The organism is Candidatus Tisiphia endosymbiont of Piscicola geometra, from assembly GCF_964026415.1.
Classification (GTDB): Bacteria; Pseudomonadota; Alphaproteobacteria; order Rickettsiales; family Rickettsiaceae; genus Tisiphia.
In genome coordinates, this window is record NZ_OZ032144.1 from 842566 (window position 1) to 857127 (window position 14562).

Below are 14562 nucleotides of genomic sequence, written 5' to 3' on the forward strand. Positions count from 1 at the left end.
ATATACTAAATATACAATTCGTACACTCATCCCTTGTTTGTTGTGCCAATTCTTCAAATCATTTAAGTATATACATCATTCATTATGACCAATTAAAGAAGTTTCAAGAAGTTGAGACTCTAAAGATACAATATTTAAAGAGGCTTCTTCTTGCAAGGCAGTACTCTCTACAGAAATTGCCTTACTTGCCTCTTCTTGCTGTGCCTTTTCAATAGCTGCAAGCCTTGCTTTTTCAGCTGCTTGCTTTGCTTGCTCAAGAGCCTCTAATCTTGCTTTTTCTGCTTGTTGTCTTGCCTGCTCTGCAGCTGCCTCTTGCCTTGCTTTTTCCGCTGCTTGCTGTCTCGCCTGTTCAGCTGCTTCTTGTTGTCTCAAGGCATTAATTTGTGCTTCTAAGTTGATAATTTTAGCATCTGACGCTGCTGTATGCTGATTATATAGATCTTGGTTAAATCGTCTCTCTGTGTGGTACGTATAATAAGGCTCTGCATTTACACACAAAATATGGGTTCTATGTTTTGTTGATATTGTTTCATTATAATAATACGATTCCTTATTGATACTGTGCCTAGCCTCCTCCTGTTGCCTGAGAAGTTCTTGTATATGTTGTTTTGCCAAAATAACCTCCTTTTTAAAAGTGTTAAATACTCCAGTGCATTTCAAACTACAAACATTTGAAGTCCTAATTTACAAAATCATCAATTAAACCTATAATGCTAAATTCTCATTAGCCGTATTTCAGTAGTAAAAGTTTGCTCAATTCTAGCTTTTTGCTTGTTCATACTCTGCGATTTCTTGATGAACCTTAATTTGTTCCAGCATATACTTTATTATTAAAGTGAATATACTTCATAATAAAGTATACTATGTGTTTTGATGCGTAAAGTGTTTTTATAAAAAATAGCTAGGGTATTAAATTTAGTGGTAATTATGCAATAATCGCATTACTTCATCAAAAATCTAACTACTTAAATATAAGGAAGTTCAGTCAAAAATATGGGATATGGCTTAGTTATAGGAGGTCAGAGGTAGTATAAAATGTAGATTCCATTTACTATCTGTAAAATAATGGTATGGACTTCCTGATATAGAGAATGAAAAGCAGTTGCTAATCTTCTAGAGTTAATATTAAATATATTAAAACAACAATCAGGAGGCTAAGATAGAAGTTAGCACAATTGGTATAGATATTGCAAAAAGAATTTTGCAAATTCATGGTGTAGATAAAAATGGTAAGACGGTATTAAAGAAAAAATTGATGAGAGATCAGGTTTTAACATTTATGGCTAATTTACCAAAATGTTTGGTAGCAATGCGATGGCTGTTAGTTTATGACAGTGTAAACAACTACCATGAAATTGCCCCATTTTTACCAAAATCTGGAGGATATGTTATTTTAACGACTCGTCAACGTAATTGGCCAACAAATTTTTCAATATTGCCCATTGATGTTATGACAGAAGAAGAATCTATAACAACGCTAAAGACTTTGATACAACGAGATATAACGAAAGAACAAAGTGCTATAAAAAAATTAGTAGAAATTTTAGGATATTTACCATTAGCACTAGAACAAGCTAAGAAAAAACTACAAGCGGATGAAAAATTGACCTACCTAAACCTTAGTAACTATAATATTGGTAGTAGTGGTATCAATATGCTTAGCAAAGCTTTAGAAAAAAATAAAACGGTAACGCACATAAATCTTCACAATAGTAATATTGACGATGAGGGAGCAAAGATAGTTGCGAAGTTTTTGCAAAACAACAACACAGTAACCCGAATAGATTTAAGCAATAATAATATTGGTTATATAGGTATGCATAGCCTTGCAGAAGCCCTAGAAACCAACAATACTGTAACTCATTTAGATCTTTGCCACAACAAGATTGCTAATATGGGGGCTATTCGATTTGCCGAAGTTCTAAAAATAAATAAAAAACTATACCATATACAGTTGGCAGCAAATAATATTATCAAAAGTGCAGCAATTATGCTTGCGGAAGGCTTGGAAGGTAATAATAATATAACAGCTATAAACCTTAGTGAAAATAATATTGGAAATTGGGGAGCTGAGGAATTTGCTAGGGTTCTAATGCATAATAAGTCCGTAAAGTACCTAGACCTTAGAGATAGTAATATTGAGGACTGTGGAATAGAGTCGTTAAGTAGCATGCTACGGTATAACGACGCTATAACCCATATCAATCTTGCTGGAAACTATATTTGGCCAGAAGGAGCTGAAATACTTAGTAAAGATTTGGAGTATAATGAGACTGTAACCAACATTAATCTTGGGGAAAGCAATATTGGCTATAAAGGAGTAAAGCACCTTGTTAAAGCGTTAAAGATTAATAATACTTTGGACGAAATAGACCTTGAACATAATGATATTGGTGATCAAGGAGCAATCATACTGGCTGAATTTTTAGCAAATAATAGAACCATCAAGAGACTACACCTAAATGGTAATAATATTGGTGATGAAGGAGCTTTACAACTTTTCAAGGCTTTAGAAATTAATAGGACACTAACCGAAATAACGCTTGGTTACAGTGTTTTTAGTCATAATGTGGCAGAGGAGGTTGTAAGAAGTCTAGAGAATAAAAGGATTGTCAGCAAAATAATGATAAGTTTTTGTGGCACTGAAAATTATGATATTAATTCTGAACGATCAGAGTTATTAATTGAGGCTCTAGAGAATAACTACACAGAAACTGATGGTATAAATATAAATTAAATGTAGATTCCACCACTTATTCAGTTAGTCTTGATATCGTTATTTTTTGAAGACTAACTGAAAATTTTATTTATTAGACTTCCTGCATAAGTCAAAGATAGTTGAGGAATTTTTAGAAGAAACGAAGCCGAGTACCGCAGCGTACATAGACGTACGTGAAGAACGGAGGCGAGTTTCGACGACAAAATCACCAACTATCTTTGACTTATGCAGGAAGTTTATTGACGTCATTGCCAATTCTACTTACCTTAGCAAATTTCAGATAAAAAATCTAAAATAACCAACTCAAAAGGAGTCTTGTACAAGTTCAATCTAACTTGTCAAGCAGTTTATATTATTACAAAAACATTAAATATTTCCAATATATCTGTAATTTTTGCCTTTTTAAATAAAGAAGTATTTTTATTAAATTTCCTAACCCATTTTCACGCTTGCAGTTATTATTACAAATTACTTTTAATAAAGTAATTTGTAATATTTTTAACTTACTACCAGTTCAATAAAATTATAGCTACTTTTCCTTAAATTTATATAGTTCGTTTATTTTACAATCAATTAATATTTTCCACCTATAGCTATTTTTTAGATAAACCATTTTCTTTTTTTACCTCTCTTTTCTTCACCCACCTACCTTACCTAAATAACCCACTTAAGGAGCATTCTGCTGCCTATATAAAGCTTGCCAATAAAATAAACTATGTAGTTACAAGTTAGGTTTTAGCATTTGCTTTTGAAATCCCTCTACCCGCACTTGGGCAAACTAGGTAAACCTAGTTTGCCTGCGCTCAAAGATTCAGTTTTTGTCATTGCTATTACCCAAAACTTACAGCTTATAGCGGTAATAGCAATGTCAATATATCACTGTAATAAATCAGAAGTACGAAGAAGCAAAGGACAAAATGCAGTTGCAGCAAGTAGCTATATTTCAAGAAGTAAATTGCAGTTTTTTACAACTGACCGTAAAACAGGAGAAAAACGCACTATTACCTATAATTTTAACAGCAAGAAAGGACTTATTCATAGCGTAATTCTAGCTCTAGAGGGTTCTCCTAGTTGGGTGTATGATAGACAAGAATTATGGAATAGAGCAGAAAGTAGCGAAACAAGAAAAAATGCTGAAACCGCTAGAAAGCTGACCATAGCCTTACCAAAGGAATTAACTCAACAACAGAATACTGAACTTACCGAACACTTTGCTTCTGAGTGCCTAGTTAGCCATGGTATGATAGCAGATATAAACATTCATTATGACAATCCAAATAATCCTCATGCCCACATTCAGATGACTACTAGAAAACTACTACGTTTAGAAAATGGTGAAGTAATTTTTGGTGAAAAAGGACGTGATTGGGGAAGAAGAAATTTTTTATATTATTATCGAGAAAATGTAGCCTATTTCATCAACCAATATTTAGAAAAATATGGTCATTTAGCTAAGGTATCACATTTATCGCATAAAGCAAGAGGAATTGATTTAATACCGACTATCCATGAAGGAACAGCACATTATATACAAGACTCAAAATTAAGGTTAATAAATGAACAAATACTAAAAGAAAATGCTACCAAGATTAGAGAAGATATAGAATTAGTTTTTCAGAAATTATCAATTAACAAGCCAGTTTTTACTAAGGAAGAAATTGCTATAGCATTAGCCGATACGTTAGCTGTAGATATTGAGTCATGGCAAGCGGATAAACAAGGATTTCAGCAACGTTTAAGAGAGATAAGTAAACAATTAGTAGCAGAAGATTTAGCAACAGAAAATATTAAGGAAAGTCCTGTCCAAAATTTAACTATTTTAGCAGTTAGAAAATGTTATAATTTCAGTGTCGCTCGCAGTTATTATGTGCAACTCTGCTCTATCTACCTGACTCGGTATAAAGACCTTATCGCCCAAATGAAATTTAGCGACATCCGGTAAATGATCACTATTACTTGTGTAAACATTTTTCATGATTTTTCTAAGATTTTTGATATCTTGTGGCTTGTTAAATCTGACTGCAATTTTTCTCATGTAATCCCCTATAGTATCTGTATCGTAGGGGAGTTATTATATCATAAAAAATCACAATTTGCATCATATTTTGTGCTATTTTTACCTCATATTTTCACTAATATAATTTAAGTTGTTTGGCAATAATGATGCTAAAAAAATCACAACTAATTACTAGAAAATAGCAACAAGTAGTTATTTAGTTGTTTGACAAATTATTATTATTTAATCTTAGATGAATTGATATGGCTATTATTAAAAATAATTAACAGTACTTTATTGATAATTACAAGTACTATTCACTTTTAACCAAAATAAAAGAGAGGGAAAAATGCCATTAACCGAAACAATTATACAACAAATAATAAATAACTCTATTACTAATCTTAACCTTTCTTCTGACCAGATAGGAGATGCAGGAGCGAAATCGCTAGCAGAATGCTTAAAGGATAATAAATCTATTACTACTCTTAACCTTCAAAGTAACCAGATAGGAGATGCAGGAGCGAAATCGCTAGCAGAATGCTTAAAGGATAATAAATCTATTACTACTCTTCGGCTTGATAATAACCAGATAGGAGATGCAGGAGCGAAATCGCTAGCAGAATGCTTAAAGGATAATAAATCTATTACTAATCTTAACCTTTTTTCTAACCAGATAGGAGATGTTATAGCAAAAGAGATAGCAACAGAATTACAGATTAATAAAGACCCTATTAAAAAAGCTGCTAAGATACTAAAACAGCAACAACAAGCAGAAGCAGATGAAAAAACCAGACAAGAAGCTGAGAAACTTGAGCAAGAGACAAAGCTTAGAGAGCAAGAGGAAGCTAAATTAAAAGCCATAGAGGAAGCGAAAATGAAAGAATATATACCAGAAATACCGGTTGTAAAATTATTTGAGGTAGCAGATGGGGATAATCAGTTTGACAAGGATAATCAGGCTACTATCAAGCAAGTATCGGATTTAATCCGAGATGGTAACGACCGTCTGCAGGAACATGGCAAAAAGGGAATATTGCTACTTGGTAATACCGGGGCTGGCAAGAGTACACTCGCTCATTTGTTTAGTGGCAGAGAACTACAGGCGATTTTTGATAATGAAACTGATGAACTGGTTATTGATGCGATGCAGCCACTTGCCAATATTGTCATTGGTCATAAACTGGCTTCCGAGACTAAAATCCCTAATAAATGTTTTGCTAAAGATATAATCATTTGGGACTGCCCTGGCTTTAACGATACTGAGCCTGTTCAGGAAATTGCTAACAGCTTCTATATTAAAAGACTCTTTGAGACTACAGATCAGTTGAAATTTGTGTTGATAATAGCTGAATCAGATTTAAGGAGTAAAAGAGGCAATGATTTCCTTGAAACGCTATCTAACTTTATGAAAAGTTTTAAGGATGTTGGTTCTATAGGGGGTAGCATATCTTTAGTAATTACCCAGGTATCAAAAGACAAGGATACTCAGCATATCAGAAAATCTATAGAGAGAATATTAACAGATAATCAAAGGGCAAAGGATGAACACAAGGAACTAGTTAATAAGCTCAAAGATTGTTCAATACATCTATTCCATAGACCAAATGAAGAAGGTGAGTTAGTTGCACCCGATTTACTGGCAGCAATAGACACATCATCCAAATATTCTGACGTTAACGGTGAGATGGTCAACGTAACTATTTCAAAGGAAGCTAAGGAGTGTTCATCTCATTTGTTAAATACTGCCAGTAACAATTTTAATCAACTATTAGAAGTGATAGTTAAAGCTATTGGTAATGCAACTAAGTGCTTGAATGTCAATCCACTCAATGCATTTTCCGAGAATTATCATCTTGTCAAAGATTGGATACCCTCATCAATTAATTACCATGAACTAAAACAACATAGTGAAGGTGAATATTTTCTAGAGCTGGAATTATTATCAAGATTGCAAAAAGTATTTAATAAGCCAATAGATAGCATATCAACTGCCCTAATCAACTTGCAGATAGCAGTGGAGATTTTTGCTGAATATGCTGAATCTGATAATTCTCAGCTTAAGCATCAGATACAAGAGTATGGTTATTGTTTACAGCAGCAATATGACTATGTGCAATTCTTTTCTGATGTATGTAAAGCTGAATTGCCTGATCATGCAAAGATTGCAGAGTTAATAACGGCTTGCCATACTAAAGTGACAGAAAATCTTGAGTATCAAGTTAATAATTTGCCTATTGATAACAACCAATCTGACTCAGCTTATTATCATGAAGCTCTAAAATACCTGAAAAATTATCAAGATTCTCCTGCCTGCAAGAATCTTAAGGCTATAGCCTATAGTTGCTTAGCTAGTATCGCAGAGAAGGATGGTGGCAATGAAGCGGCATCTGTTTACTATGCAAAAGCTATCGAAGCCAATAGCCATTTACCAGAGATCTATGAAAAACTGGGGCAGCTCTTTTTTAACAAGGGTGAATATGCTAAGGCGATTGATTGTTATAAAGTAGTTAATGATGAATTTGAGATAAAGGCATGTTTTAAGGCATGGTTAGGACAAGATAAAAGAAATCCAGATATAATGCTAAAGCGGGCTGAGTATTTTGAGTCTATAGGTTTATTTGAGAAAGCTAAAACATATTATCACGACGCATTCAGCCTCAGTCATGATGAAAATTTTAAGGTTGCAGCTTTTAGAGAAAATTGGTAATATTATGGTTAATACTGCTACCCAAGGTCAGAATTTTATCACCAGAGCAAAGGAACATAATTTGTACAACTATGAGCTGGTAAATGAAGAATTTACCAACAATTTACTTGGCGATATAGTTTTAAAATGTGATTTGTACTGCTAAGAGATTGCGAAACAGTTTGCTGTAAGTATACTCAATTAACCTGAAGAGTTGGCAAAATGATTAAAAGTTATAGTCTGAAATTGGTCAGTTATAAGAGTAAGCAAATTACCTTTGTATTTATCAATATTAGCAAAAAATCTATCTATAGCTTCTGAGAATTGAGCAAAATTATGGTAAAATTTATTATTTGTTACAATTCTATGCATAAATTTCCATAATCGTTCAATCGGATTAAGATTAGGGCTATAGGGTGGTAAAAATACTAATTCTATTTTGCTATTTACTAGATACTCCTTTACTTTCTTTGACTTATGATACCTAGCATTATCACAAATCAAATATATCTTCTCTTTATATTTACAACAAGTCATAAAATACCTAGATGCCATTGTTGCCAATAATAAAGTGATACTTGATGCTTTAAGTGGTAAATTTTAATAAAATTATTTACCCTTGCTTTTTTAAGATTGTAGCTATTTGAGGTAATGAAATAAAAAATTTTAATGTGTAGCGACTTGATATTTCTGATTAATGTCGCCACACATTAAATCTTAATTAGCTAAATTATGTGCTTATTTAATAATTTTAGCCACTGTCTCCAGTTCAACACTGCTATAATAAATTTTACAAAAAAATCACTAATAGTGGAAAAAACCGCTGTACTTCTCGGATTAATGAGGATATCTGTGAAGATGATACTACGTGGTGTGGTGTTAAGCACCGAGGTTAGAACAAAGATAGGAAAAATTTTAAATCTAACCTCAGTGTCTATTTTCCAAACACAAAAAACAGGGATTAATTGTATGACGAGCAATGTCAAAAATCAACAACAAAATGATTCAACAAATGAAAAAATAAATAATATCACTAACATTGCTGCACAAATACTTAGAGAAGTTTTGCAGAGCAATAATATAACTTATATAGAACTTATCGATGTTCGTATAGGTTTAGAAGGAATTGAAATACTTGGCAAAATTTTAGAACATAATAAGCTTATAACCGCAATACGTCTTTGCGACAACGATATTGACCTTGAGGGACTAAGTTTGCTTATCAAACTGTTAGAGAATAATCATAGTTTGATTAATATAGATATTGAATATAACAACATTGGGGTTCAAGGGCTAATCATACTAGATGAATTTCTAGAAAATGATAAAACCATAAAGCAAATAAGTCTTAGAGGCAATGATATTGGTGATGAGGGAGCGGATATACTGGCAGGAGTTCTAACAAATAATGAAATTATAAAGCAAGTGGATATTGGTAGCAATAATATTACTGATAAAGGAGCAATCATATTAGCAAGACTTCTAAAAAATAATAACACTATAAAGAAAATATCTCTTAATAATAATGATATTGGTGATGTTGGGATTGTCCAGCTTGTTAAAGCTTTGGAAACTAATAGAACCATCAGCCAAATAAACCTTAGCTATAATAATATTACTGACAATGGAGCAATAACACTGGTGGGACTTCTAGAGTCTAATAATAAAATTACAAGCAAAATAATAATAGATTTCACAGATTTTGAAAATGCAAATATTAGTTATCAAGTACAAGAGCTGTTAATTGAGACTCTAGAAAGTCACAACAAAAAACTGGAGGTATAATTTTAAAAATATTTATCTTTTTTTAATAGTGAATATATTGATGTGGTTAAAAAGGTATCTATTACACCAAAAAAGATCATGTTTTGCTTGCAACAATATCACGGTACTCAAATAAAAGCCTAAATGTTATAGGGGAGATTTTTGTACATAGGTGAATTTGCAAAATTCTTTTTGCAATATCTATGCCAATTGTAGTAATCTGTATTATAGATAGCTGCATTACAAATATATGAAAACTGTTTTACCCGAACGCTCCGTGATAATTCAAGAAAGACTTGATAATATCGTCAAAGAAATTCTCGCTGTATCAAAGCACAAGATTGCGATGATTATTTTATTTGGCTCTTACGCTAGAGGAGATTGGGTACAAGATGAGTATAAAAAAGGTCACATACCTATAGCTATCAAAGTGATCTCGATATTATGTTAGTCATGAAGAAATGCAAACATGCCGGTCTTGCAGGGTTAGCAATAGAAGATAAAATAGAAAAAAGGTTGGAAAAAAATCATTAAGAAATCCTTTTGAGTTATGGGTAACTTTGGTACTAGAATCAATCAAGACGGTAAATAGCCAGTTAGAGAAGGGGCATTATTTCTTTTCTGATATTAAGAAAGAAGGAATACTCTTATATGATAGTGGCGAGTTTCAGCTGGCAGAAGCTAAAAATTTACCTTGGACAGAAAGAAGACAAATAGCTGAAAAAGATTATGAGTACTGGTTTACAAAAGGAGCAGAGTTTTTTTTAGAATGTGGATATCCTTTAGAAAGAGGTAATTATCCATTTTCAGCCTTTTTACTTCATCAAGCTACCGAAAGTTTTTATAATGCTATCCTGTTAGTTTTTTCCGGTTATAAACCGAAACTGCACGATATACGAAAACTAGGTAGTATAGCTGGAAATTACAATGAAGAACTATGGCAAATATTTCCTCATTCTAGTATTGAGCAAAGGCAATGTTTTAGATTACTTGAACAGGCTTATATTGAAGCTCGCTATAACAAAGATTATAAAATAACTAAAGAACAGCTACTTTACCTTATTGATAGAGTTAAAAAATTAAAAACAGTGACAGAAAAAATTTGCTTGGAAAGGATTAATAAAGAGGTAATTTAAGCTCCTTAATATAGACAAAGTAAGTCTATAAACGCAATGACCTATAAGTTTGAGGGTATTAGGGTATAGTAGTTTTGTTGTTATGAATTATTATAACAATCTTTGCGGTGTTGAATTACTAGTATATTAATTGTTGTATCTACTATTTGATAAATCACTCTATAATCACCAATTCTGAGGGAGCGGCAACCTTTGAAGCTATGTTTTAAAGGTTTACCAAATTTTATTGGATCAGATAATAGCTTTTTTTCAATGGTTATCTTTATTAAATATTTAACTGGTGTAGAAAGCTTAGGGACATCTTTATGTATAACTTGATCTGAATAGAGAAGATTATACATTTATTTCCAAACATCCGTATGACGAATCCATTCCTTAGTATTACCTATCCTTTCATCTGCTAATTTAGCTAATATTTTGTCCTCTTGAAGTTCTAGACTAGTTATAATAAGGTCTTTTGCTACTTTAGATAGGGATTCATTGTTGATTTTAGCAAGACCTGCAATTTCATCAAATATTTTCTCGTCTAAAGACACTAATAATCGTTTAGCTGCCATAAGATCACTACAATTTATTTGTTATGACTCAATTGTATCATATCTGATACAGAATATCAATAAAAGGGATCGATGTAAATAGTGGCATTCAGTTAAGTTTTTAACTTATCTATTTTAAAGCAAACCCATATAAATAAAAAAGCCCCTATTTAGACTTAGAGCGTAATAATTTAAAAAACTGATTTTCCTACCATAAGAACACTAAAAAGCCGTGTAATAGCCTTAAAAGAGCTAAAATAATAGTTTAATAACAAACCAACTGATGTAGCACACTACTAAGTGTCAGAACAATTTATTTACAATAACCAAAAATTATTAATACTAAAAAAATGTTACACTTGGCTCTAATACTTAGGTTACTTGGATAATTTAATGCAAACTCAACTTGACTCGTCCAGTATTTAATCTATCTCTGAATGCATAATACTTTTATCTAAGGAAAAAATATGCCAGACAAAGCAACAAAATCAATAATTTTAGTTCGTGTTTCAACAAGGGAGCAAGAAGAAGGGTATTCAATTGAAGCTCAAAAATATAGATTAGTAGAATATTGCCAACGTAAAAATCTTGAAGTTATCGAAACTTTTGAAATTATCGAATCTTCCAGCAGAGGTGATCGCAAACAATTTAAAGAGATGATCAAATTTGCTAAAAGCCATAGAGAAACAATTGCTATAGTTGCTGATAAAGTAGATCGAGTACAAAGAAGAATCTCAGAAATTTCATTACTAGAAGAACCAATAAAAGCTGGTAAGATAGAATTACATTTTAGAACAGAAGGTTACATAATAGATAAAGATTCTCAGTCTCATGCAAAGCTAATGTGGGGGATGAACGTATTGATGGCACAATCTTACGTTGATAGTTTAAGTGATAACGTTAAAAGAAGCCTAGATCATAAATTGCGTAAAGGAGAGTGGATAGGACCAGCCCATCTTGGTTACCTAAATAGCCGAGATGAAAAAGGAAAGTTTAGGGTGGAAGAAGAAGCCTTTTAAATATGGTGGTAAGGATTTTCTTTTTAGAGGATTAATCACCTGTGCAGTAACTGGTAAAGTTGTAACAGCTGAAACTCACAGCAAAACATATTCAGATGGCAAAGTGGACGAATGGACTTATTTAGGTACATGGGATCCAAAGAATCCAAACAAAAAGATTTATGTAAGAGAAGATGAGGTTTTAAAGCAGGTAGAAGAGGTTTTTAAAAGAATAGGTATAAGAGACCCAGAAATGCTAAAAGAGACTCTAGCCTATTTAAAAAACACAAATGAACTAAAGAAAGATGAGCATGGGCAAGCAACAGCTGCTTTAAAGAAAGAACATACCGAAAATGAGAATAGATTAAATTCATTAATAGATTTGCGACTCAATGGAGAACTTAGCACAGAAGAATTTCAAAGAAAAAAACAACAATTAAAAGATCGCCAATATGAAATTGCTCGTTTAATTAAAGTTTATGAGGAAGCAGACGATAAATTTACTGATACCGCTACAACGCTAATAACTCTAGCATCTGAAGCCTATGAAACCTTCAAAGGTTCTGAAATGCCCCAAAAACGCAAAATGATAAATTTCGTATTTCAGAACCTCAAGCTGAGGGGCAAAAAACTTGAGACCTCTCTACGTTTCCCGTTCGATATTTTTGAAAAAACGACAACTTGTACCGAATGGCGGGGCGTAGTGGACAATTTCAGAACCACAACAGACATAAAATTACTGGTTATTCAAGCCATTACACTCTATTATTAGGGTTCATTAACTTGGTATTGTAGTTCCATATTCTTACCGCAGAAAGCCATAGAGATTTTGAGTATTTGCTTAACATATTGATACTGTCTTATTTTTATATCATATTGTTTATCTATAATCTGCTTTAAGCCCATTTTAGCTACTGAGGCTAAATCTTCTGCATTTTTAGCTATTTTATACTCAATAATAATTGCCTTATCCCCTTTACCAACCTTGGGGATCATGATTACATCAGGGCGTCCATCACCTGATTCTTGCTCACTTGATATTATATAGCTCGGTGCTAGCATATTAACAATCCCTAGCATAAAGCCACTATAAAATAACTCTGCCTTTTTCTCCCCTACCTGATGAAAACTAGTGCTACTGTGCAGCAACTCCTGCATTCTTTGTTTAAACTCCTCTATTTTACCAGCTGGCAGTAAGCTCATTAGCGGATAATATAATGAGCTATCCATTTGTAATTGTTTGCCAAGCCATTGTAGTAATCGAGTTTCATAAATAAATTTTACTTCTTCATTTGGAGCCGCTAATTCAAAAATATTTCTTGTCGGTTCAACAGCAGTAGGATTCAAATAACCACTAAATAATAATAAGCTAAACAAACCTGAACGCGAACTAATATCAGCAAAACTTATCTGTTTCATAATAGGAGCAATAATAGCCCTGCCAGCAGCTAATAGCTGAATATCCTGTTGCATCTCATCCGACAACAAGACATTATCAATCCAGCCAGTTCCTCCACTGTCAATCCAATAATAATCAAGCTCACCTTCACTCGCTAAACACCGCATGATTGACCAAGGATTATAGATAATCTCACCACCAAATTTATAACCATTATACCAACTCTTAATTTTTTCTGGACTAGTAGTAAGTGGCACTTTAGTTAACAACTCATCCATTTCTGTCTGGGTAAATCCATAACTCATCGCAAATTTCTTATCTAATAAACTATATTCACTAACATTATTTAGCCCGGAAAACAACTCAGCTTTAGCAATCCGTAAAATTCCTGTAATAACTCCCCGTTCAATTGGTAATTCTTGATCGCCAGTTTCCTTTTTAAAGGTAGATTTCATGATGCCACGAAAAATTTCTAACACTTTCTGAAATTCTGCCTCATTAGTACCAAACCACCGGTAAGCACTATTAATGGGCGTATCATATTCATCAATCAATACCCAAGGCTTTTTATTGTAATGTTTGTATAGCAAGTGGCTTAAAATAGCCAAACTATTTTTGATATTGTCTAGAGTTACTTCCTCAAATAAATAGCGATTGAAATCTGCACGTTCATCTGCTGCAAGCTTATCACTATTAGCTAAATATCTATGTGACTGAAATAATTTCCGTAACTGGCTTTTTACACCTTGTTCAATATCGTGATAGCTTGAACCTTCCACGCTTTTAAAGGTGATGAATATTACGGGGAATTGACCTTGATATTCCAAAATAATATATGGATACTCAGCTATTTTGAGCTTTTGAAGTAATTTTTTTCTACCAGTTGCAAGTCCTAAATCTATTTCTCCACCTGTAAATAATTTGATATTGTTCTGATGCTCTAATGATAAGGGATTGCCATGCTCATCTATTTCTATTTCAAAGAATCTCCTAATCATATCCATGTTCAAGCTCTTTCCCCAACGTCTTGGTCGAGTAATTAGAGTCACCGCTCCATTATCCTCTAGCAATTCTTTGATCATTAGGCTTTTGTCAACAAATACATCGCTGTTTAATAATAACGTTTTAAAGTCATCAGTGCCAACAAACATCTTTGGTTGATAATTAATATTATTTTTATTCTTTTTTTCTGTCATTGTTTTTACTGTTCTCTACTAACTATAATACCATTATACACCTTTTTTATTGTACACTAATAGCAATTAGCAAAATTTTTGCTAATCATACTATTTTTTCTCAATATTGAAAATCAAGCCTTAACTTTT

General features: G+C 32.7%; 13 protein-coding genes and 1 pseudogene. 9 read left to right on the plus strand and 5 right to left on the minus strand.

Features of this window, described 5'->3' with window-relative positions:
• Nucleotides 1-75: 75 nt before the first annotated feature.
• Nucleotides 76-615: a hypothetical protein gene (locus tag AAGD26_RS03955; RefSeq protein WP_341751174.1), complete on the minus strand. Its 540-nt coding sequence runs from the start codon at nucleotides 613-615 to the stop codon at nucleotides 76-78.
• Between the two features lie 544 nt (nucleotides 616-1159).
• Between AAGD26_RS03955 and AAGD26_RS03960 the strand changes: the two are divergent.
• From AAGD26_RS03960 to AAGD26_RS03975, 4 genes and pseudogenes are all read left to right on the plus strand, one after another.
• Nucleotides 1160-1312, plus strand: a pseudogene (locus tag AAGD26_RS03960) (IS110 family transposase); the annotation flags it as partial.
• 342 nt (nucleotides 1313-1654) lie between these two features.
• The gene (locus AAGD26_RS03965; protein ID WP_341752313.1) at nucleotides 1655-2737 is read left to right on the plus strand and encodes a hypothetical protein; all 1083 of its coding nucleotides are present in this window, start codon (nucleotides 1655-1657) and stop codon (nucleotides 2735-2737) included.
• A gap of 751 nt (nucleotides 2738-3488) precedes the next feature.
• Nucleotides 3489-4661: a MobA/MobL family protein gene (locus AAGD26_RS03970; RefSeq protein ID WP_341751175.1), complete on the plus strand. Its 1173-nt coding sequence runs from the start codon at nucleotides 3489-3491 to the stop codon at nucleotides 4659-4661.
• A gap of 403 nt (nucleotides 4662-5064) precedes the next feature.
• The gene (locus tag AAGD26_RS03975) at nucleotides 5065-7425 is read left to right on the plus strand and encodes a hypothetical protein (protein ID WP_341751176.1); all 2361 of its coding nucleotides are present in this window, start codon (nucleotides 5065-5067) and stop codon (nucleotides 7423-7425) included.
• A gap of 180 nt (nucleotides 7426-7605) precedes the next feature.
• Here AAGD26_RS03975 and AAGD26_RS03980 read toward each other — a convergent pair whose 3' ends face one another.
• Nucleotides 7606-7941, minus strand: coding sequence for a transposase (locus AAGD26_RS03980; RefSeq protein WP_341751177.1), 336 nt, complete (start codon nucleotides 7939-7941; stop codon nucleotides 7606-7608).
• Nucleotides 7942-8262: 321 nt separating this feature from the next.
• Between AAGD26_RS03980 and AAGD26_RS03985 the strand changes: the two genes are divergently transcribed.
• From AAGD26_RS03985 to AAGD26_RS03995, 3 genes are all read left to right on the plus strand, one after another.
• Entirely contained in the window at nucleotides 8263-9189 is a 927-nt protein-coding gene (locus tag AAGD26_RS03985; RefSeq protein ID WP_341751178.1) for a hypothetical protein, read from the plus strand.
• A gap of 229 nt (nucleotides 9190-9418) precedes the next feature.
• Nucleotides 9419-9619 (plus strand): hypothetical protein, encoded by a 201-nt coding sequence (locus AAGD26_RS03990; RefSeq protein ID WP_341751179.1) that lies wholly within the window; start codon nucleotides 9419-9421, stop codon nucleotides 9617-9619.
• Nucleotides 9620-9728: 109 nt separating this feature from the next.
• Nucleotides 9729-10304, plus strand: coding sequence for a HEPN domain-containing protein (locus tag AAGD26_RS03995; protein WP_341751180.1), 576 nt, complete (start codon nucleotides 9729-9731; stop codon nucleotides 10302-10304).
• 80 nt (nucleotides 10305-10384) lie between these two features.
• On the opposite strand, the gene AAGD26_RS04000 is transcribed toward AAGD26_RS03995, so the two are convergent.
• Nucleotides 10385-10645 (minus strand): type II toxin-antitoxin system RelE/ParE family toxin, encoded by a 261-nt coding sequence (locus AAGD26_RS04000; protein WP_341751181.1) that lies wholly within the window; start codon nucleotides 10643-10645, stop codon nucleotides 10385-10387.
• Entirely contained in the window at nucleotides 10646-10861 is a 216-nt protein-coding gene (locus AAGD26_RS04005) for a hypothetical protein (RefSeq protein ID WP_341751182.1), read from the minus strand.
• Between the two features lie 446 nt (nucleotides 10862-11307).
• Here AAGD26_RS04005 and AAGD26_RS04010 point away from each other — a divergent pair, with 446 nt between their 5' ends.
• Together AAGD26_RS04010 and AAGD26_RS04015 are read left to right on the plus strand one after the other, a co-directional pair.
• A complete protein-coding gene (locus AAGD26_RS04010; protein ID WP_341751183.1) occupies nucleotides 11308-11859 on the plus strand; it encodes a recombinase family protein in 552 nt (183 codons plus the stop codon).
• Nucleotides 11819-12610 (plus strand): hypothetical protein, encoded by a 792-nt coding sequence (locus tag AAGD26_RS04015; protein WP_341751184.1) that lies wholly within the window; start codon nucleotides 11819-11821, stop codon nucleotides 12608-12610. The genes AAGD26_RS04010 and AAGD26_RS04015 overlap by 41 nt, the downstream gene beginning before the upstream one ends.
• On the opposite strand, the gene AAGD26_RS04020 is transcribed toward AAGD26_RS04015, so the two are convergent.
• A complete protein-coding gene (locus AAGD26_RS04020) occupies nucleotides 12607-14433 on the minus strand; it encodes an AAA family ATPase (RefSeq protein WP_341751185.1) in 1827 nt (608 codons plus the stop codon). The two genes, AAGD26_RS04015 and AAGD26_RS04020, sit on opposite strands and share 4 nt — an antisense overlap.
• Nucleotides 14434-14562: the final 129 nt, after the last annotated feature.